Raw genomic sequence first — 20,696 nt, 5'->3', positions numbered from 1 at the left:
AGTTATCAAGGTAATTGGTAAAGACCTAAATAACGTTGTTCATGGTGGCTACGACGGGATTCGAACCTGTGACCCCATCATTATGAGTGATGTGCTCTAACCAGCTGAGCTACGTAGCCATCTTTTGGAGCGAGACAATATAAACCTTCACGCTCTCAGTGACAACCCCTTTTATAAAGGAATCGCACTTGAATAATGGCAGGTCTACCTGGATTCGAACCAGGGAATGGCGGCATCAAAAGCCGCTGCCTTACCGCTTGGCGATAGACCTGCAGGCAATAGTCACAATGACTATTTGAAATATGGTGCGGAAGGAGAGACTTGAACTCTCACACCTTGCGGCGCCAGAACCTAAATCTGGTGCGTCTACCAATTCCGCCACTTCCGCATCTATTCCTAACTGCTCTGATAAAAAGAACATTTAGGAATGGTGGCTACGACGGGATTCGAACCTGTGACCCCATCATTATGAGTGATGTGCTCTAACCAGCTGAGCTACGTAGCCAAAACCGTATTTTTTGTTCTCAACGCTTTGTTGCCTTGTCGTTGGGAACGGCGCGCATTATGCGAAGTTGAGTGAGATCCGTCAACAGTTTTTTTTAATAAATTTCGGAAAAAACCTCGTTCGCTTCCTTTTTAAACAAAGAGGCGTGTTTATGATCTAAAACTGGAAATAAATTAGCTTGCAGTTAGGTAATTTATTTTTGCTCATTTACTTAAGGTATTAAAAAAGCCAGCTTAGCAGCTGGCTTTTAGTGTAAATGAAGTGTTTAGAATTCATTCATTTAATTAAACATTGAAGCGGAAGTGTACAACATCACCATCTTTTACGATGTAGTCTTTACCTTCTAGACGCCATTTACCTGCGTCTTTTGCGCCATTTTCACCATTGAATTGGATGAAATCGTCGTAACCGACTACTTCTGCACGAATAAAGCCTTTCTCGAAGTCAGTGTGGATCTTACCTGCCGCCTGAGGTGCAGTTGCACCAACAGGGATTGTCCAAGCACGTACTTCTTTAACACCTGCTGTGAAGTAGGTGTGTAGAGTCAGTAGTTCGTAACCAGAGCGAATTACACGGTTTAGGCCCGGCTCTTCGATCCCCATATCTGCTAGGAATTCTTCGCGATCTTCATCTTCCAGTTCAGATAGTTCAGATTCGATAGCCGCACATACAGGTACAACGACATTGTTTTCTTTTTCTGCGAACTCACGAACCGCATCTAGATATGGATTATTTTCGAAGCCATCTTCGTTTACGTTTGCAATGTACATAGTTGGCTTCAGTGTTAGGAAGTTTAGATAGCCGATTGCTGCTAACTCTTCTTTAGATAGCTCAACCGTGCGTGCCATGCCGCCTTCAGTTAGTACTGGTAACAGTTTTTCTAGTACGGTTAGTTCAAATTTTGCGTCTTTATCGCCGCCTTTTGCCTTCTTCGCGTTACGTTGAATCGCTCGCTCACAAGAATCTAGGTCAGCCATTGCAAGTTCAAGGTTGATCACTTCGATATCTTCAATAGGTGAAACTTTACCTGAAACATGAACAATGTTTTCGTTTTCAAAACAACGTACAACGTGGCCAATCGCGTCTGTTTCACGGATGTTAGCTAGGAATTTGTTACCTAAACCTTCACCACGTGATGCACCAGCAACAAGACCAGCGATGTCCACGAACTCCATCGTCGTTGGAAGAACTCTCTGTGGGTTAACGATCTTAGCTAGTGCGTCTAGACGTAGATCTGGCACAGGAACCACACCAGTGTTTGGTTCAATGGTACAGAACGGGAAGTTTGCTGCTTCGATACCCGCTTTAGTTAGTGCGTTGAACAGAGTTGATTTACCTACGTTAGGTAGACCAACGATGCCACATTTAAAACCCATGATAGTAACCTTATTCAGCTTTGAACGTGTGGAGGCGATTTTGTGCTTTAGATAGGCCATCCTTAATCAGGATATCTAGACAACGAACAGCCTCGTCAGCTGCTGCATCTAAAAGCTCTTGCTCTTTAGCTGGCGCTTTACCTAATACAAAACCCGCCACTTTATCTTTGTGTCCCGGATGACCAATGCCAATACGAAGACGATAAAAATCTTTGTTATTGCCCAGTTTGCTAATGGTGTCACGCAGACCGTTGTGTCCACCGTGACCCCCACCTTTTTTAAACTTAGCGACACCTGGCGGTAAGTCTAGCTCGTCATGAGCAACCATGATCTCTTCAGGTTTAATTTGATAAAATTTCGCAAGCGCTGCGATCGATTTACCTGATAGATTCATGAAGGTGGTTGGGATAAGCAAACGGAGATCCTGGCCATTGACCATAATGCGTCCTGTTAGACCAAAAAACTTTGGTTCGTTCTTCAGTGTAACGTTGTGAACGCGTGCTAATTCTTCTACAACCCAAGCGCCCGCATTGTGACGAGTTCTGGCGTATTCTGGTCCTGGATTAGCAAGACCAACAAGAAGTTTGATTTGTTGACTCAAGGTTAGGATCTCTCTGGAATCTCAAAAAGCGCAGTATGATAGCACAGAAAACTCGCGGTGGGCGACCAAGGGATTTTCTAGTTATCAGTACAAATAAAAAAACACCCCAAAGAGGGGTGCTTTTGAAATCAGTGTAACTGAAATGTTCGTATTAGTTGAACATTGCAGAGATTGACTCTTCGTTGCTGATACGACGAATCGCTTCAGCCAGCATGCGAGATAGGCTTAGTGTTGTCACTTTACCTGTTGCAGCCATCTCTTTAGACAGAGAGATAGAGTCAGTTACGATAACTTGGTCAAGAACTGAGTTCTTGATGTTATCCGCAGCGTTGCCTGAGAATACTGCGTGAGTAGCGTAAGCGAATACACGCTTAGCACCGCGCTCTTTTAGTGCTTCAGCTGCTTTACATAGTGTGCCACCTGTGTCGATCATGTCATCAACGATCACACAGTCACGACCTTCAACATCACCGATTAGGTTCATTACTTCAGAAACGTTTGCACGTGGACGACGCTTATCTACGATTGCGATGTCGATGTCGCCTAGTGCTTTTGCTGTTGCACGAGCACGAACAACGCCACCTAGGTCAGGAGATACCACTACAGGGTTATCTAGACCGCGAGCCTGCATATCTTCAAGTAGCACTGGCGTGCCGAAGATGTTGTCTACAGGTACATCGAAGAAGCCTTGAATTTGCTCTGCGTGTAGGTCGATAGTTAGAACGCGGTCAACACCAACGTTAGATAGGAAATCAGCAACAACTTTTGCAGTAATTGGCACACGCGCAGAACGTACACGACGGTCTTGGCGAGCGTAGCCGAAGTAAGGGATAACTGCAGTGATACGGCCTGCTGAAGCACGGCGCATTGCATCAATCATAACAACCAATTCCATTAGGTTGTCGTTAGTCGGTGCACAAGTGGATTGAATGATGAAAACATCGCTACCACGAACATTCTCATTGATTTGAACTGCAACTTCGCCATCAGAAAAGCGAGAAACAGATGCATCACCAAGAGAGATGTAAAGACGATCAGCAATACGTTGGGCTAGTTCAGGTGTTGCGTTACCAGCAAATAGCTTCATATCAGGCACGGTGGAAACCTCGGGTTTGCGTCCAGTTTAAATAGGTCGGTGTGAGGCTGATTGGTATTCAGCCAAAGTCTCTTTTAATGGCGAAATATTGCGCCCTTGAGCGATAAATGCCGAGACTTTATCAGAGAGTTGTGCAAGGATAGTTTCTGCTTCAGATTTGCTCGAAAATTCAGCAAAAACGCAAGATCCTGTCCCCGTCAATCTTGACGGCGCGTATTGTAGCAGCCAAGAAAGTTGCTTATCAACCTCTGGGTAGAGCATTCGTACAATTTTTTCGCAATCGTTTACGCTTGGCGTATTTAAAAGTGTTTCTAGATCTCGTTTTGGGGTGTTTCGCGTTAGATCTGGATGACAAAAAACGTCGACGGTTGCGATAGATACATTGGGTCTGACGACTAAATACCACTTTTCTTCGGGATAAGCAGGAGAGAGTTTTTCACCAACACCTTCAGCAAAAGCTGCAAATCCGCGCACAAATACGGGCACGTCTGCGCCTAGTTTTAAACCTATTTCAGCCAGTTCGTCGTCAGTTAGATTCAGTTGCCATAAGTAATTCAGTGCCACTAATGCTGTAGCTGCATTCGATGAGCCCCCACCAATGCCTCCACCCATAGGCAGCACTTTCTGTAGCTCAATATGCGCGCCAAAAGGGCAGTTTGAGTAAGCTTGAAGCGCGGTTGCTGCTTTCCAAATTAAATTGTCTTGAAGAGGCACACCTTCTATCTCTGGAGAAATCGTAATATCACCAGAATGGTTCGCTTGAATGGTGAGCTCATCGCCGTGATCGACGAATTGGAATAAGGTTTGTAACTCGTGGTAGCCATTCTCTGTACGGCCGTTGATATATAGAAAGAGATTCAATTTCGCTGGTGATGGCCAGCGTGTTGAAAGTTCAATCATTGGGTGATGTTCCATTTTGTGATCACTAGATTTATTTTGACATCAGCTGTGGTGAGTTTCAGCTTATTTGGCAGAGGGAGAGACTGTTCATGCCATTGAACGTCGCCATATCGTTGATAAGCGATACTCCAATCATTTAAACCAATTTGTTTGTTTAACGCTTGCAGTGTATTGGTTGGAGACAGTTGGAATTTGTCGGCATCGGTCGGTAGACCTAATAGCCAGTCAGGCATGTGATCGACGGGCATCATCAACCCTGTAAGACGGTAAATCAGCTGATTAGCACTGCGAGAAGAAAGGACCTGATCATCGTAAGTTTCTACTGTGGCGCCTTGTGGGGTGATGGTGAGCTTTAATGCCGTTTGTCCGAGAATCGTTGTTAAACGCAACTGGCTTAGTGCTGAAGAATGTTTCCAGTAGAAGTTTAAATTTTGTCTTTGGTCTGGGCCAATATAACCAAGTTTCCCCGTTGCTTGAAAATCTTGGATGGTTTCGAGTCGCTGCTCATGAGCTTGCCATTCAACGCTGGTAACACTTTCAGGAACGGACGAACAACCAGCGAGCAGTAAGCTCGACAAGAAAAAAAGAATAAAGGAGCGTAACGTCATGTTTGATGGCTTATTAATCAGTTTCATCGGGAATCGCTCACAACTATAGCATTGAAAAGTCGCACTTAGGAAAACAAATCCGGCTTACCCTTTCAATAAATGCGTGCTTACAGTAAAATTCTGGACCTATTTTATAACCTATCCCAGAGATACCACGTTAGATGTCCTTGCTTGCTATTGGAATTAATCACAATACAGCGTCTGTCGACTTGCGAGAGAAGGTGGCGTTTGGTCCGGATAAACTCGGCCCTGCACTCGAGCAACTTAGAGAGCACGAAGCGGTTAACGGCAGTGTGATTGTTTCAACCTGTAACCGAACTGAGTTGTACTGCGATGTTAAGCAAGGAGCGCGAAACAAGTTGATCGATTGGCTTGCTCAATTTCATCAAGTGAGCCGCGAAGATTTAATGCCGAGTTTGTATGTTCATGAAGAACAAGCTGCAATAAAGCATTTGATGCGCGTATCGTGCGGTCTTGACTCTCTGGTGTTGGGTGAGCCTCAAATTTTGGGGCAGGTAAAGCAAGCATTTTCTGACTCGCGAGATCATCAAGCTGTCGATGCCTCGATTGATAAACTGTTTCAAAAGACGTTCTCAGTCGCCAAACGGGTAAGAACAGAGACAGATATTGGTGGTAATGCCGTGTCCGTGGCTTATGCGGCATGTACACTGGCAAAACATATTTTTGAGTCGTTATCAGATTCAACCGTGCTTTTAGTTGGTGCGGGCGAGACGATTGAATTGGTCGCGAAGCATTTAGCGTCCAACGGTTGCACAAAAATGATTGTCGCGAACCGCACTAAAGAGCGCGCGCAAGGCTTAGCGGACCAATTTGGCGCAGAAGTGATCAGTTTGAACGAAATTCCTGAACATTTGGCGAAAGCGGATATTGTGATTAGCTCAACGGCGAGCCCATTGCCTATTATTGGCAAAGGTATGGTCGAAACGGCTCTAAAGCAGCGCCGACATCAACCTATCTTGTTAGTCGATATTGCGGTGCCGCGAGATGTGGAGTCGGAAGTCGGTGAACTGAACGACGCATATCTGTATTCTGTTGATGACTTGCAATCTATCATCGACAGCAACATTGAGCAGCGTAAAGTCGAAGCGATTCAAGCTGAAGCGATTGTTAGTGAAGAAAGCGCTGCATTTATGACATGGTTGCGTTCACTGCAAGCCGTCGATAGTATTCGCGACTATCGCAAATCAGCCAACGAAATTCGTGAAGAGTTACTGAGCAAAAGTTTGCAATCTTTAGCGGCAGGCGCAGATCCGGAGAAAGTGCTGCGCGAGCTGAGTAATAAACTCACCAACAAACTGATTCACGCTCCAACTCGCGCATTGCAAAGTGCAGCAGAGCAAGGCGAACCAGCAAAATTAACGATTATCCGCCAAACACTTGGCTTGGATGATCTATAACTCACGCTTTTTATTAAGAAAACGACACTATGAAAGCCTCTATTCTGACTAAGCTAGAAACGCTAGTAGAACGTTACGAAGAAGTTCAACATCTTCTTGGTGATCCTGATGTAATTGGAAATCAGGACAAATTCCGTGCTCTATCAAGAGAGTACTCTCAGCTAGAAGAAGTAACCAAGTGCTTCCAAGCTTATCAACAAGCACAAGAAGATCTTGTCGCCGCTGAAGAGATGGCAAACGAAGACGACGAAGAAATGCGTGAAATGGCGCAAGAAGAAATCAAAGAAGCGAAAGCGACGATTGAGCGTCTTACTGATGAGTTACAGATTCTTCTTCTGCCAAAAGATCCGAACGATGATCGTAACTGTTTCCTAGAAATTCGTGCAGGTGCGGGTGGCGACGAAGCGGGTATCTTCGCGGGTGATCTATTCCGTATGTACAGCAAGTACGCAGAAAAGCGTGGCTGGCGCATCGAAGTCATGTCTTCAAACGAGGCAGAGCACGGTGGTTACAAAGAGATGATCGCGAAAGTAAGCGGCGACGGTGCATACGGCGTGTTGAAATTTGAGTCAGGCGGTCACCGTGTACAGCGTGTTCCTGCAACTGAATCTCAAGGCCGTGTGCATACTTCTGCTTGTACAGTAGCAGTAATGGCGGAAATCCCTGAAGCGGATCTGCCTGAAATCAAAGCAGCAGACCTGAAAATCGATACGTTCCGTGCATCTGGCGCGGGTGGTCAGCACGTTAACACCACGGATTCTGCAATTCGTATTACCCACTTACCAACGGGTACGGTAGTAGAGTGTCAGGATGAGCGTTCACAGCACAAGAACAAAGCGAAAGCAATGGCGGTTCTTGCTGCTCGTATCGTTCAAGCGGAAGAAGAGCGTCGTGCCGCAGAAGTGTCTGATACACGTCGTAACCTTCTAGGTTCTGGTGACCGTAGTGACCGTATTCGTACATACAACTACCCACAAGGTCGTGTGTCTGATCACCGTATCAACCTGACCATCTATCGTTTGAACGAAGTGATGGAAGGTGACCTGCAGAGCTTGATTGATCCTGTGATTCAAGAGCACCAAGCAGACCAACTTGCGGCGCTCGCAGAGAACGGCTAATCGATGAGCCAAGTTCAATCGATTGAGCAAGCACTGAAAAGTGCGACGGCGAAACTGGCAGAAGGCGGCAAAGAGTCGCCTTCTCTCGATGCAGCTGTACTCCTTTGCCATGTCCTTGGCAAACCACGAACTTACCTGCTGACCTGGCCAGAAAAAGCATTAGAAGCAGAGCAAAAATCTCAGTTTGACGCTCTACTTGAACGACGTTTAACTGGTGAACCCGTCGCTTATATTATTGGTGAGCGAGAGTTTTGGTCTTTACCATTCAAAGTTTCTCCCTCTACCTTGATCCCAAGACCGGATACAGAACGTTTGGTCGAAGTTGCACTCGATAAGACCTACGAGCAGACTGGGCCTATTTTAGATCTTGGAACGGGGACGGGAGCTATCGCCATCGCGCTTGCATCTGAAATGCCAAAGCGTCAAGTGATGGGCGTAGACCTTAAGCAAGAAGCGAAAGCACTTGCAGAGTACAATGCTGAGCAGCTAAACATCAAAAATGTGACCTTTGCTCAAGGCAGTTGGTTTGAGCCTATTACAGAAGGTATGAAGTTTGCTTTAATTGTCTCCAACCCGCCATATATTGATGAAAAAGATCCACATTTATCCCAAGGCGATGTGCGCTTTGAGCCAAAATCTGCATTAGTTGCTAAAGAGAATGGCTTAGCTGATATTCGTCATATCTCGGATCTTGCTCGTCAGTATCTTGAAGTGGGCGGTTGGCTGGCATTTGAACATGGTTATGATCAAGGTGAGGCGGTGCGTGAGATAATGCGTGGCTTTGGTTACCAACAGGTCGCTACGGAAAAAGATTATGGCGGTAACGATCGAGTAACACTTGGTTGTCTGGCCAGTTAATCATGGAAGTCAGCAAACACTAACTAAAAAGAGAAGAAAAATGTACGTAGCTCTAAAACACATACACTTAGTGACGATCGCTCTCAGCGCGACGCTACTATCGATCCGATTCGTGTTAATGATGATGAACTCACCGAAGCGAAATAATCGCTTTTTGAAAGTGTTTCCCCACATCGTTGATACTGCATTGCTAGTGTCAGGTATCGCGCTTATTTTCATTACGGGTTTCATCCCGTTTACCGATGCCGCACCGTGGTTAACAAACAAAATCACCTGCGTACTGGCGTACATTGCGCTTGGATTCTTCTCATTGAAACTTGCGAAAAACAACCTACTGAAGATATTTGGCTTTTTCGGCGCATTAGGTTGGTTGGTCATGGCTGCAAACATTGCTGTGTCTAAGAGCCCTACGTTATTTGGATAGACGTCATGTTAGAGTTTTTTGACGAAGATTTTGACAATATACCGTTGGTGGAAGGTGCGCTTGAGCTAAACAAAGCGATTAACCCAGAAACCAAAGTACATTGGGCGAAACAAGAGTTAGAGCGTCTTTACAAAGATGCAGAAGCCACGCTTGTTCATGAAACCGATGAAGAGCAACGATTTGATGCATTCCTACGACTGTTTTTCCACGAGTGGGGGTTCAAAGGCGACGAGCAGGAATACTTTATTTCGGACAACAGCTTCATCGATAAAGTGTTGGAGCGCAGAAAAGGTATTCCTGTGAGCTTAGGTTCGATTTTGTTATACCTAGGCAAAAAGCTGGGGTTCCCGTTGAAGGGAGTTACTTTCCCTACTCAGTTCCTGTTAAAAGTCGATTGGATGCATAAGAAGCCAGACTACATCAACCCATTTAATGGTGAGTATGTAGGTGAAAGGATTCTTCAAGCTTGGCTTATTGGCCAGGAAGGACCGTTAGCTCAGCTAAAGCCTGAACATTTTGAGGAAGCTGACAACCCAACAATTATTGGTCGCTGGTTGGCATTGATTAAAAGTGCGATGTTGCGTGAAGAGCATTATACGCTGGCATTACGTTGTACAAATCTTGCTCTAACGTTTGTGCCAGATGACCCATACGAAATTCGTGACCGTGGTTTTATTTTCCAACAGCTAGAGTGCCCTCAAGTAGCGGTATCAGATTTTCAGTACTTTATTGACCAATGCCCTGACGATCCGGCTTCCGAGCTACTAAAATCACAAGTTAATGTGATGAGTGAAACGCACGTCACACTTCACTAATTTTATCGATGTGCCGAACTGTGGCGTATCGTGGACAGAAAAAGAGAATCAAAATGGAACAGAAAATCGTTAATATCGGCGACATTCAGGTTGCTAACGACAAGCCATTCACCCTATTTGCAGGTATGAACGTTCTTGAGTCTCGTGATCTTGCGATGCAGATCTGTGAGCACTACGTAAAAGTAACGGAAAAACTTGGTATTCCTTACGTATTTAAGGCGTCGTTTGACAAAGCAAACCGCAGTTCTGTTCATTCATACCGCGGTCCAGGTCTGGAAGAAGGTATGAAAATCTTTCAGGAGCTGAAAGACACTTTTGGTGTAAAGATCATCACGGACGTTCACACTGAAGCGCAAGCTCAACCTGTCGCTGACGTGGTAGACGTTATTCAGCTTCCTGCATTCCTAGCTCGCCAAACTGACCTTGTTGAAGCTATGGCCAAAACAGGTGCGGTTATCAACGTGAAGAAACCTCAATTTATGAGCCCTGGTCAAGTGGGAAACATCGTTGAGAAGTTCGCAGAGTGCGGTAACGACAAGATCATCCTATGTGAGCGCGGTTCTTGCCACGGTTACGATAACCTAGTTGTAGACATGCTTGGTTTTGGTGTGATGAAAAATGCTTCGAAAGGTAGCCCAATCATCTTTGACGTAACGCACTCACTACAAATGCGTGACCCATCAGGCGCAGCATCTGGCGGCCGTCGTGAGCAGACAGTTGAGCTTGCAAAAGCGGGTCTAGCGACAGGCATCGCAGGTCTATTTATCGAAGCGCACCCAAACCCAGACCAAGCGCGTTGTGATGGCCCATCTGCACTGCCTCTAGACAAGTTAGAGCCATTCTTAGCACAAATGAAATCGCTTGATGATCTGATCAAGAGCTTTGCAGATATAGATATCAAGTAAACGCCAGATGACTGGTGGTAACAAATACTATAGCCAACCGAGTGTTGGCTATTTTTTTATCTGAAAAGCCGTGAATTCTCAAACTTGTTACTGATGAATTTGTTATTGCTAAACAATGCATCATAATTATTAAATCAATGTGTTAGGGTGCACGTGGTTTTCAAATAGATCGAATGCTTAGAATGTGCTTCAGTAATCCCAATAAGAAAAAGGTAAATAAATGAATCAGCGTCTGATGATCAAAACTGTTTTGAGTGCCGCTATCTTGGCCTCGTTAGCTGGGTGTGCTACGCAACCTGCACCAGAATGGAATGCCGATACAACCTATAAATTGACCGTGTTGCACACTAACGATCATCATGGTCGCTTTTGGCAAAATCGATACGGTGAATATGGCATGGCGGCGCGTAAAACGTTAATCGATGATTTGCGCGAAGAAATACAGGCTGAGGGGGGCAGCGTGTTACTGCTTTCTGGTGGTGACATCAACACAGGAGTACCTGAGTCTGATTTACAAGATGCCGAGCCGGATTTTAAAGGCATGAGCAAAATTGGTTACGATGCGATGGCTCTAGGTAATCATGAGTTTGATAATCCATTGGACGTGCTATTCAAGCAGCAAGAGTGGGCAAACTTTCCGATGTTGTCTGCCAATATTTACGATAAAAATACTGGCAAGCGTTTATTCCAACCATATGCGATGTTTAAAAAGCAGGGCATTAAAATTGCGGTCATTGGCCTTACAACCGAAGACACAGCGAAACTTGGCAACCCTGAATTCATTGAACAAATTGACTTCCGTGACCCAAAAGAAGAAGCCAAGAAGCTGATTGCAGAACTGAAAGAAACAGAGTATCCAGATCTGATTTTTGCTGTCACGCATATGGGACACTATGAAAATGGTAATAGAGGCATCAATGCTCCTGGCGATGTGGCGTTAGCTCGTTATTTGAATGACGGCGATCTCGACATGATCGTTGGAGGACACTCACAAGAACCTGTGTGCATGGAAGGTCCAAACGTTATCAAAAAGAACTTTAAACCAGGTGATGAATGTCAGCCCGATAAACAAAATGGTACCTTTATTGTTCAGGCACATGAGTGGGGGAAATATGTGGGACGCGCCGATTACGAGTTTCGTAATGGCGAACTCTCGATGGTGAGCTACGATCTAATCCCTGTAAACTTGAAAAAGAAAGTTAAAGTTGATGGTCAGTCGCAACGAGTCTTGATCCAAGATGAGATTAAACAAGACGAAATGATGCTTGAGTTTCTTCGTCCTTATCAAGAAAAAGGTCAGGGCAAACTAAACGTGAAGATTGCAGAATCTAACGGTAAGCTTGAGGGTGACCGCAATGTGGTTCGTTACCAGCAAACAAACTTAGGTCGATTAATTGCAACGGCTCACATGGAACGTGCGAAAGCAGATTTCGCCGTAATGAATTCTGGCGGCGTTCGCGATTCGATTGCAGCAGGTGAGATTACCTACAAAGATGTGCTGACTGTTCAGCCATTTGGCAATATGGTCTCTTACGTTGATATGACGGGCAAAGAAGTATTGGATTACCTAAATGTCGTTGCAACTAAACCTGTCGACTCTGGAGCTTACGCGCAGTTTGCCGGCATTGCGATGAGTATCAATAATGGTGAGGTAACCAATGTGTTCATTGGTAATAAGCAACTTCGCTTAGATGGTAATTACCGCTTTACCGTACCAAGCTATAATGCTGCTGGTGGAGATGGTTACCCTAAAATCGACGATCATCCAGGGTATGTAAATACAGGTTTTACCGATGCTGAGGTTTTGAAGGATTATTTAGAAACACATAGCCCTATTGATGTTAATGAGTATGCCCCTTCAGGTGAAATCACGTATTTAGTTGATACGGCGATTGATCAGTAACCCAACAGAGAAAAAGCGATTGACTCAAACTCGCTGATATCATTAACTAAAAGCGCAGATCCAATTCAATCTGCGCTTTTTGTTTTTATGAGGAGAATCTTGATGACTCCGGCCATTAATCTTGCGAAAAAGAAAAAAATTCCACACACGATTCATCAGTATGAGCATGACCCTAGAGCCGATAGTTATGGCTTGGAGGCTGCTGAAGTACTGGGGCAGGAGCCGAAAACAGTATTTAAAACCTTGCTGTTCTGCTTGAACGGGGAGCCAAAGAACCTTGCGGTTGCGATTATCCCTGTTGACCAAAAGCTGAACCTAAAACTGGCGGCGAAAGCAGCGAAGGGCAAAAAGGCCGATATGGCTGATCCGGAAATCGCCCAAAAGACCACAGGTTATGTCGTTGGTGGAATTAGCCCACTAGGGCAGAAGAAAGCCTTACCTACTTTTTTGCACGAAAGCGCAGCAGAGCAAGACAAAATCTGTGTGAGTGCTGGTAAACGTGGTTTAGAAATTGAGTTAGCCCCGAGAGATTTGCTGAGCTTAACTCGTGGTCAGTTTGCACCTCTTTGTTTGTAAACTCATGACAAATAAAAAGGACGCTCATGAGCGTCCTTTTTTGATCTTGCCTGTCAGTGAAGCGTTACTTCTTCAGACTCAATGTACCACCAGTGCGTTTAGCTGGTTTGCTTGGTTTCGCGGCATTTGGGTTCATGTAATGCTGCTTAGGCTTACTCAGTGATTGAGGCTTGTTTGCTGAATGCGTATTGCTCGATGCATCTGGTTTACGGTGCGATTTACCATGCTCGCCTTGCGGTCTGCTGCGTTCACCTTGTGATTTCGCTTTGTAATGTTCTTTAGCTGGACGTCCGCCTTCATCATCACGCTGACGACGCTTTTGTTGACCTTTTTTCGAGTTTGGTGCATGACGGAATTCATCAGCATTGTTACCGCGGAAAGTTCGTGTCTTCTGGTTACGACGAGCAGTAGAATCTTGGTTTTCTTCACGGCTATCAAACAGCTTCGCGTCGGTCGCTTTACGAATGTTGCGACCTCTAGAGTCTGTTTTTGATGCTTCTTCTGTACCTACCGAGCCTTCACACATTGCTAGGATCTCTGCCACTTCTTCGTCACTTAGATAACGCCATTTCCCATTGGGAATACCATCAAGAGAGATATTCATGATGCGTACGCGACGCAGCTTGAATACTTCATAGCCCAGCGCTTCACACATGCGACGGATCTGACGGTTAAGTCCTTGAGTGAGCACAATACGGAAAGAGAATTTAGTTTCTTTCGTTACCTTACAAGGTAGGGTGACTGTGTCGAGAATCTTAACGCCACTCGACATCTGTTTGAGAAACTCGCCTGTAATTGGCTTGTCCACGCGTACGACGTACTCTTTTTCGTGGCTGTTGCCTGCGCGAAGGATTTTGTTCACGATGTCGCCATCGTTGGTCAAAAAGATCAGACCATCAGAGGGTTTGTCTAAGCGGCCGATCGGAAAGATACGTTTTTGGTGGCCGATGAAATCAACGATGTTTCCAGGGACGTCTCTCTCAGTTGTACAGGTGATGCCTGTTGGTTTATTGAGAGCGATATAAATCGGCTTCTCTTTTGCTGCCACTGGCTTACCATCCACACAAACATCATCACCAGGTAGCACTTTTGTCCCCATTTCAGGTTTGTTGCCATTAATGGTGACACGGCCTTGCTCAATCAGTCTGTCTGCTTCACGGCGTGAGCAAAACCCCGTTTCACTGATGAATTTATTTAATCGTTTAGCGTTGTCTTGTGACATTTTTGTCTCCTAACGTTTCACAACGGCGAATGAAGCTCCCTTCCTTTAAGGGGAAGGAAGAATAAGGGCGGGCATTCTAGCATTAGGGTGAAATTTAGCCTAACCGTTTTTGGTGACGTTCGCGGGTTTCTAATTTCTTTTCCGCACTTTTTCTAAGTAGGACGTAAACGGCTCCAGTTCCACCGTGAAAGCGTTGCGCACTATGGACGCATTGGACTTCCTTTATTTGTCGTAGCCAACTGCTAACAAAGCTTTTCATCATTGCAGGTGGATTTGAGCGTTCTCCTCGACCATGGACGATAACGACCGTTCTAATGTCCATTGATAGGCATTGCTTTAAAAACGTCACGACTTCATCACGTGCTTCTTTCAATGTTTTACGGTGCAAATCCAAGCGAGCTTGGATTGGATACTTACCAAGGCGAAGTTTGCGGTAAACCCCGTCCTGTACACCATCACGTTTGAACTCAACAAAGTCCTCTGGCTTGAGCATTTCAGCGTGATCAAGTGATAGGTATTCTGGGTCATCTTCCGTTAACCAGATTGCTGCTTCGCGTTTTGCGAGCTGTGCTTCTGTTACTTGGTGTACTTTTTTGTGTTCGGTGGTGTCTTGAGTGATTGGCTTTACATCGCCCATCATCTGTTGAAATAGATCAAAATCGTCGTCGTGAGACATAGCAGTAATCTCATTAAGAACAGGGAAGAATAATAGGATTATATCAATGAGTGGTGCATTGAGATCAAATAAAAAACCGGAGTAGGCAAGTAACCGACTCCGGTGCAAAGCGTTTCTAGAGCTAAGCGAGATCTAGTGAGGAGATTTGTCGTTCATGATCTTGTATATGAAGAAACCGCCGTAAAATAACATCAGACCAATTGCCCCAAAAATTACTATCATTGACGATAGACCCACTGCATTACCAAATAGGAGATCAAGCCAAAAGTCCATACGTTTCCTCCAAGATGTTCCCGACAGGAATAAACTAAATGGCGGTGTCTTGTTGCACACTGATCTGGATCAATTATGTTGCTAAGGTTAATAAACTGTATTTTGTTGTGAGTTATCAGTCACATTTTACGTGCTAGTGTTCAGTTATTCATCAAACGAATTAAGACCTAAGGTTTTTTTGTAAAAAGCACTTGCGCCACAGTTCAGAATCCGTAATATACGCATTCGTTGACGGGGACAATTCCTCAGTTAAACATCTCGGTGAATAGCGCAGCTTGGTAGCGCATCTGGTTTGGGACCAGAGGGTCGGGGGTTCGAATCCCTCTTCACCGACCACTTTTAGAAAGCCTGCTCAATGAGCAGGCTTTCGTCGTTTTTAGCGCTAGTAATTTTAGACTTCAATAGTATCGAATCAAATTGGGGTTCGCCTGATGTTCGAATATGGCACTTCACCGACACGTATTGAGAGGAAGGCTCTACAGAAATGTAGGGCCTTTTCATTTTTTAGAGTGAGTAAATTTATTACTTGATGTCACACGAGATAGTATTGATAGGAGTTTCAGAAGTAGTGAAGCAGACATAAGCGGTCTTTGGGTGATTTGGACCAATCTTGACGTAACCCGCTTTTAAATCGTCTTCATCAAACGTTACTGAGTGAGATTTGCTTGTATTTCCATCATAGTAAACCGCTTCAAAGCCTTGGTTCATCATATGTGCAACGCGATTTCGAGTGTGGGCTGTTGAAAACGTGATGTTCGCGCAACGCATCATTGGTTTTTCGGTAATAAGAAATTGACCACTCTCTTTATCTAAAACACCGCCTTTTACTTCCGGAGTTATATCAATAGCTTGAAAAGCTTCTACGTTGCATGGCGGTTTAGCATAAGACAGCGAAGAAGTGAGCATAATTCCAATCGTGTATAGGAATAAATATTTAAATTTCATATGAGTTGTTTTGTATCCACTTAGCTTAACGGCGTTTTATAAGAAAGTTTGAATGAATTTTTAAATGGTTGTATTTAAATAATTGTATTTAAATGGCATTTTTCACACAATCACTAGATATCACAATTTGCTTGGCGCGTCTTACCCAGTGGTTTGATGTTAAATCCCCGATTTTTAAGCAGTTCAATCAGGTTATCTTTACCTACTAAATGCAAGCCACCAACAACAACGGTGAAGCGACCCGATTGTTGAGGTAGAACACTGCCAGTGTCGAGTTTTTTAGCCCAATCTCGATTACGCTCGTATAAAAAGGCTTGGTTAAACTCTTCTGTTGTATGATCGGTCAAAGAGGCTTCGACCAACATGCTACCATCACCACTCTTCCAACTCTCTATCAAGCATTGAACCAACTCTTCTCCGCCATCATATTCTTCAATTGACGAGAGAAGCATCTCTTTACCGCCTTCTGATTGACCTGCGATTAAATCGATTTGGAATTGCACTGACTCTAGTGGAATGACCGGGATTTGCTTTTTATCAGCGAGTCCTATTAAGTGCATGTCGACCCCTTTATCAGAGACATACCCCAGTTTGTTGACTAAAGCGAGTTGGATGGTGAATGCTGCCATCCAAGGTGGGGAATTTAGGAGTTGAGTTTCTGGCAAACCTAAATCTTGGGCAATTTCAATTAAGTGGCGACGTTGAGCTCTGTCTAAAACATCTTTAGAAAGAATGGTTGTTTGTGGGTAAACCAAGCCTTCAGAATTCCTGACGTCTGCTTCAATAATCAACCCTGCGCTTTGGCTTAAATGCTGGATGACCGTTCTAGGGAGTGGGTACATCGTTTTATCCCCCACATGTACCGAGCCAATAATCATAAGTTCGGTTTCCCCTTTTTTCGCTAACCAATGCTGTGGCTCTGCATAAGAGGAAAAAGGAGTCAAAGTAACAAGTAGAGATGATATTAGCGTCAAGAGACGAAACATAGAATGGTCCTCAGATAAGATACCTTTAAACTTTATACGCAAAATAGCGTGAGGTTAAGTGCAATTTCTCCAGTGGGGTATTCGACAAAATCGTCATTTCTAAAAATATTGACGAGTTTTGACGACGAATAAATGAGAGTCACTTCACGAAAGGTAAATAGGTAATTCGCTTACTAATGGTTCACAAAATAATTAGGCGTGATCCAAATCTTACAAAATCAGTCGTAACTCATGAATATAAGTGACCTAGATCGCAGCAAACTCGTCAAAACAAGTTGTTCGATTTTGACGTGTATTGTAACTCCATGAAAATTAGGTTTTTATTGTTTTTGCTGAGTGTCATTTTTTGAGCTGGATCACTTCCTATTTCTATTTATTTTACGCTTAGAAATAACAGGTTGTATGTTGAATGTAACGGTTAGGTACCTCGCATTTGAGGGGCCGAGATTTTTATCATTGTCGTTTTGAACCACTGACTTTTTTGGGGAAGTAAGATGTTTAAACCTAGTCTGATTGCTGTTTCTGTTATCACTACATTAGCAGGTTGCTCTGCGCTGCAAAGCTCTGAACAACAAGTTGTAAATTCGTTGGCTAATAATCTTGATATTCAATACCAAGTGTTGACTAACCACGGTGCAAACGAAGGTCTTGCTTGTCAGGACTTAGGGGCTGAGTGGGCGTCTTGTAACAAGGTAAACATGACGCTGGTTAACCAAGGTGAAGCGGTTGACTCAAAAGATTGGGCTATTTACTTCCATAGCATTCGTCTGATTCTGGATGTTGAAAACGAACAGTTTAAAATCTCTCGCGTAACGGGTGATCTACACAAACTAGAACCAACAGATAAGTTTGATGGTTTTGCTGCGGGTGAAGAGGTTGTGCTTCCTCTTGTTGCTGAATACTGGCAGCTCTTTGAAACCGACTTCATGCCAGGCGCTTTCGTTGCTGCACCAAATGCAGAGCCTAAGATGATCGCTTCTCTTAACACAGAAGACGTTGCATCTTTCGTGACTGGCCTTGAGGGTAACAACCTAAAACGTACGCCAGATGACAACAACGTATTTGCGAGCGCTGTGTCTCGTTTCGAGAAGAACGAAGACCTAGTAAAACAAGACGTATCAACCACGTTACTACCAACGCCACTGTCTGTTGAAGCAGGTAACGGTACGGTAGATATCGCGGCGGGTATTGCGCTGCCTAAAGCCGCTTTCGATGCAACTCAATACGCGGTAATCCAAGATCGTGCAGAAGTGGTAGGTGTGGATGTTCGTGGTGATCTTCCTGTAAGCATCACTGTTGTTCCTGCAGACTTCACCGGTGAATTGGCAAAATCTGGTGCTTACGAAATGAGCATCAAAGGCGACGGTATTGCGATTAAAGCGTTTGACCAAGCAGGTGCTTTCTACGCAGTACAATCTATCTTTGGCCTGGTAGATAGCCAAAATGCTGATTCTCTACCACAACTGTCTATTAAAGATGCGCCGCGTTTTGATTACCGTGGTGTGATGGTGGACGTGGCTCGTAACTTCCACTCTAAAGACGCGATTCTTGCAACGCTTGACCAAATGGCCGCGTACAAGATGAACAAACTACACCTTCACCTAACGGATGATGAAGGCTGGCGTTTAGAAATCCCGGGTCTGCCTGAGCTGACTGAAGTTGGCGCTAACCGTTGTTTCGATTTGGAAGAGAAAAGCTGTTTACTGCCTCAGCTTGGCTCAGGTGCAACGACAGACAACTTTGGTTCTGGCTTCTTCAGCAAAGCAGACTACGTGGACATCTTGAAGTACGCGAAAGCGCGTAACATCGAAGTGATTCCTGAAATCGATATGCCAGCACACGCTCGTGCAGCAGTGGTATCAATGGAAGCACGTTACGACCGTCTAATGGAAGAAGGTAAAGAAGCAGAAGCGAACGAGTACCGCCTGATGGATCCTCAAGATACATCGAACGTAACGACGGTTCAGTTCTACAACAAGCAAAGCTTCATCAACCCATGTATGGAATCTTCAACTCGCTTTGTTGATAAAGTGATTTCAGAAGTAGCAGCAATGCACCAAGAAGCGGGTACGCCGCTAACAACATGGCACTTCGGTGGTGATGAAGCGAAGAACATCAAGTTAGGCGCTGGTCTGCAAGACATTAACGCAGAAGACAAAGTAAGCTGGAAGGGTAACATTGATTTGTCTAAGCAAGACAAGCCATTTGCACAATCACCACAATGTCAGACGCTAATTGCAGACGGTACGGTAAGCGATTTTGCTCATCTACCAAGCCACTTTGCAGAAGAAGTGTCGAAGATGGTGGCAGAGAAAGGCATTCCAAACTTCCAAGCTTGGCAAGATGGCCTTAAGTACAGTGAAGGTGAGAAAGCGTTCGCAACAGAAAACACGCGTGTTAACTTCTGGGACGTTCTTTACTGGGGTGGCACATCATCAGTGTACGAATGGTCTAAGAAAGGTTACGACGTTATCGTTTCTAACCCAGACTACGTATACATGGACATGCCGTACGAAGTTGACCCGAAAGAGCGTGGTTATTACTGGGCGACGCGTGCAACAGATACTCGTAAGATGTTTGGTTTTGCACCAGAGAACATGCCTCAGAACGCAGAAACCTCTGTAGACCGCGATGGTAACGGCTTCACTGGTAAAGGTGAAATCAAAGCGAAACCTTTCTATGGTCTATCAGCACAGCTGTGGTCTGAGACAGTACGTAACGACGAGCAATACGAGTACATGGTATTCCCTCGCGTACTGGCAGCCGCTGAACGTGCATGGCACCGTGCTGATTGGGAAAACGACTACAAAGTGGGTGTTGAATACTCGCAAAACTCTAACCTAGTAAACAAAGTTGCGCTAAACCAAGACTACAACCGCTTTGCGAACGTACTTGGCCAACGCGAACTGGCTAAGCTAGAAAAAGCGGGTATCGACTACCGCCTACCTGTACCAGGCGCGAAAGTTGAAGAGGGTAAACTGGCAATGAACGTTCAGTTCCCGGGTGTGAAGCTTCAATACTCTCTAGACGGCAAGAACTGGCTAACTTACGCAGATAATGCTCGTCCAAATGTGAAAGGTGAAGTGTTTATCCGTTCTGTGTCAGCAACCGGTGAGAAAGCAAGTCGAGTGACCAGCGTGAAATAACTCGATTCTTGTAAGTTAATTTTTTGGCAAAGCCTCAACATCATGTTGGGGCTTTCTTTATTTTTTGAGGAAATTAAGCGTGATCGATGTCTAATTATTTTTCATTGATAAATAAGTTTTTGGTTGTAATGGTCAAGGTTATTGTGAACTGGATCGACTTAATCTGCTAAATATCAATAAACAACCTGTTTATGATCACACTTCTATTTTTTGAATAATTTTATAAAAATACGATAAGTGCCTGTATTTCCCATGTTTTTATCAGGGTTGTTGAGCTCGGTTTGAACAAGATCACTTTTTAAAATGTTTTATTTTCCATCGCGAATTAATTAAAACAATATTGCG

The 20,696-nt window shown here is 44.5% G+C and carries 19 protein-coding genes and 5 tRNA genes; 10 read left to right on the top strand and 14 right to left on the bottom strand.

Annotated features, from left to right (window positions below; translation table 11 throughout):
* Nucleotides 1-42: 42 nt before the first annotated feature.
* The 9 genes from IJ23_RS17655 to lolB form a co-directional block, all read right to left on the bottom strand.
* Nucleotides 43-119, bottom strand: a tRNA-Met gene (locus tag IJ23_RS17655).
* Between the two features lie 77 nt (nt 120-196).
* Nucleotides 197-271, bottom strand: a tRNA-Gln gene (locus IJ23_RS17650).
* A 32-nt stretch (nt 272-303) separates the two neighbouring features.
* Nucleotides 304-388: transfer RNA gene (locus IJ23_RS17645), tRNA-Leu, on the bottom strand.
* Between the two features lie 40 nt (nt 389-428).
* Nucleotides 429-505, bottom strand: a tRNA-Met gene (locus IJ23_RS17640).
* A 284-nt stretch (nt 506-789) separates the two neighbouring features.
* Nucleotides 790-1,881, bottom strand: coding sequence for a redox-regulated ATPase YchF (gene ychF, locus IJ23_RS17635; RefSeq protein WP_005393178.1), 1,092 nt, complete (start codon nt 1,879-1,881; stop codon nt 790-792).
* A gap of 10 nt (nt 1,882-1,891) precedes the next feature.
* Nucleotides 1,892-2,482 carry an aminoacyl-tRNA hydrolase gene (gene pth, locus IJ23_RS17630; protein WP_005384112.1) on the bottom strand — a complete coding sequence of 197 codons (591 nt, stop codon included), beginning with the start codon at nt 2,480-2,482 and terminating at the stop codon, nt 1,892-1,894.
* A gap of 151 nt (nt 2,483-2,633) precedes the next feature.
* Nucleotides 2,634-3,578 carry a ribose-phosphate pyrophosphokinase gene (locus IJ23_RS17625; protein WP_005393176.1) on the bottom strand — a complete coding sequence of 315 codons (945 nt, stop codon included), beginning with the start codon at nt 3,576-3,578 and terminating at the stop codon, nt 2,634-2,636.
* 27 nt (nt 3,579-3,605) lie between these two features.
* The gene (gene ispE, locus IJ23_RS17620) at nt 3,606-4,478 is read right to left on the bottom strand and encodes a 4-(cytidine 5'-diphospho)-2-C-methyl-D-erythritol kinase (protein WP_017634844.1); all 873 of its coding nucleotides are present in this window, start codon (nt 4,476-4,478) and stop codon (nt 3,606-3,608) included.
* Nucleotides 4,475-5,113 (bottom strand): lipoprotein insertase outer membrane protein LolB, encoded by a 639-nt coding sequence (gene lolB, locus IJ23_RS17615; protein WP_017634843.1) that lies wholly within the window; start codon nt 5,111-5,113, stop codon nt 4,475-4,477. The genes ispE and lolB overlap by 4 nt, the downstream gene beginning before the upstream one ends.
* Before the next feature lie 134 nt (nt 5,114-5,247).
* On the opposite strand from lolB, the gene hemA reads away from it, so the two are divergent.
* The 8 genes from hemA to ybaK all read left to right on the top strand — a co-directional run bounded on the left by hemA (nt 5,248) and on the right by ybaK (nt 13,103).
* Nucleotides 5,248-6,504: a glutamyl-tRNA reductase gene (hemA, locus tag IJ23_RS17610; RefSeq protein WP_005384104.1), complete on the top strand. Its 1,257-nt coding sequence runs from the start codon at nt 5,248-5,250 to the stop codon at nt 6,502-6,504.
* Nucleotides 6,505-6,533: 29 nt separating this feature from the next.
* Nucleotides 6,534-7,622, top strand: coding sequence for a peptide chain release factor 1 (gene prfA, locus IJ23_RS17605; protein ID WP_005382222.1), 1,089 nt, complete (start codon nt 6,534-6,536; stop codon nt 7,620-7,622).
* Between the two features lie 3 nt (nt 7,623-7,625).
* Nucleotides 7,626-8,480: a peptide chain release factor N(5)-glutamine methyltransferase gene (gene prmC, locus IJ23_RS17600; protein WP_033906935.1), complete on the top strand. Its 855-nt coding sequence runs from the start codon at nt 7,626-7,628 to the stop codon at nt 8,478-8,480.
* A 40-nt stretch (nt 8,481-8,520) separates the two neighbouring features.
* Complete coding sequence (locus tag IJ23_RS17595) at nt 8,521-8,904, top strand: SirB2 family protein (protein WP_005382225.1); 384 nt, start codon at nt 8,521-8,523, stop codon at nt 8,902-8,904.
* 5 nt (nt 8,905-8,909) lie between these two features.
* A complete protein-coding gene (locus IJ23_RS17590; RefSeq protein WP_005384098.1) occupies nt 8,910-9,719 on the top strand; it encodes a SirB1 family protein in 810 nt (269 codons plus the stop codon).
* A 53-nt stretch (nt 9,720-9,772) separates the two neighbouring features.
* On the top strand, nt 9,773-10,624 hold the full coding sequence (gene kdsA / locus IJ23_RS17585) for a 3-deoxy-8-phosphooctulonate synthase (RefSeq protein ID WP_005384095.1): 852 nt from the start codon (nt 9,773-9,775) through the stop codon (nt 10,622-10,624).
* Nucleotides 10,625-10,844: 220 nt separating this feature from the next.
* The gene (gene ushA, locus IJ23_RS17580; protein ID WP_005382230.1) at nt 10,845-12,527 is read left to right on the top strand and encodes a bifunctional UDP-sugar hydrolase/5'-nucleotidase UshA; all 1,683 of its coding nucleotides are present in this window, start codon (nt 10,845-10,847) and stop codon (nt 12,525-12,527) included.
* A 102-nt stretch (nt 12,528-12,629) separates the two neighbouring features.
* Nucleotides 12,630-13,103, top strand: coding sequence for a Cys-tRNA(Pro) deacylase (ybaK, locus tag IJ23_RS17575; protein WP_033906934.1), 474 nt, complete (start codon nt 12,630-12,632; stop codon nt 13,101-13,103).
* A 64-nt stretch (nt 13,104-13,167) separates the two neighbouring features.
* Here the strand turns inward: ybaK and rluF are convergent, their stop codons facing one another.
* The 3 genes from rluF to IJ23_RS24300 all read right to left on the bottom strand — a co-directional run bounded on the left by rluF (nt 13,168) and on the right by IJ23_RS24300 (nt 15,274).
* Nucleotides 13,168-14,325 carry a 23S rRNA pseudouridine(2604) synthase RluF gene (gene rluF / locus IJ23_RS17570; RefSeq protein ID WP_017634839.1) on the bottom strand — a complete coding sequence of 386 codons (1,158 nt, stop codon included), beginning with the start codon at nt 14,323-14,325 and terminating at the stop codon, nt 13,168-13,170.
* A 94-nt stretch (nt 14,326-14,419) separates the two neighbouring features.
* On the bottom strand, nt 14,420-15,001 hold the full coding sequence (gene smrA, locus IJ23_RS17565) for a DNA endonuclease SmrA (RefSeq protein ID WP_005382233.1): 582 nt from the start codon (nt 14,999-15,001) through the stop codon (nt 14,420-14,422).
* A 132-nt stretch (nt 15,002-15,133) separates the two neighbouring features.
* On the bottom strand, nt 15,134-15,274 hold the full coding sequence (locus IJ23_RS24300; protein WP_005382236.1) for a DUF3149 domain-containing protein: 141 nt from the start codon (nt 15,272-15,274) through the stop codon (nt 15,134-15,136).
* A gap of 259 nt (nt 15,275-15,533) precedes the next feature.
* Between IJ23_RS24300 and IJ23_RS17555 the strand changes: the two genes are divergently transcribed.
* A tRNA-Pro gene (locus IJ23_RS17555) sits at nt 15,534-15,610 on the top strand.
* A gap of 186 nt (nt 15,611-15,796) precedes the next feature.
* Here IJ23_RS17555 and IJ23_RS17550 read toward each other — a convergent pair.
* Nucleotides 15,797-16,180, bottom strand: coding sequence for a hypothetical protein (locus IJ23_RS17550; RefSeq protein ID WP_005384085.1), 384 nt, complete (start codon nt 16,178-16,180; stop codon nt 15,797-15,799).
* 152 nt (nt 16,181-16,332) lie between these two features.
* Nucleotides 16,333-17,205, bottom strand: a complete 873-nt coding sequence (locus IJ23_RS17545) for a TraB/GumN family protein (RefSeq protein WP_033906933.1) — start codon at nt 17,203-17,205, stop codon at nt 16,333-16,335.
* A gap of 494 nt (nt 17,206-17,699) precedes the next feature.
* Here IJ23_RS17545 and IJ23_RS17540 point away from each other — a divergent pair, with 494 nt between their 5' ends.
* Nucleotides 17,700-20,351, top strand: coding sequence for a beta-N-acetylhexosaminidase (locus IJ23_RS17540; protein WP_033906932.1), 2,652 nt, complete (start codon nt 17,700-17,702; stop codon nt 20,349-20,351).
* Nucleotides 20,352-20,696 lie beyond the last annotated feature (345 nt).

The organism is Vibrio sp. OY15 (assembly GCF_000742455.1).
Classification (GTDB): domain Bacteria; phylum Pseudomonadota; class Gammaproteobacteria; order Enterobacterales; family Vibrionaceae; genus Vibrio; species Vibrio alginolyticus.
Note: the sequence above shows the minus strand (reverse complement) of the source record. Positions and strands in the feature narration are given on the sequence as shown.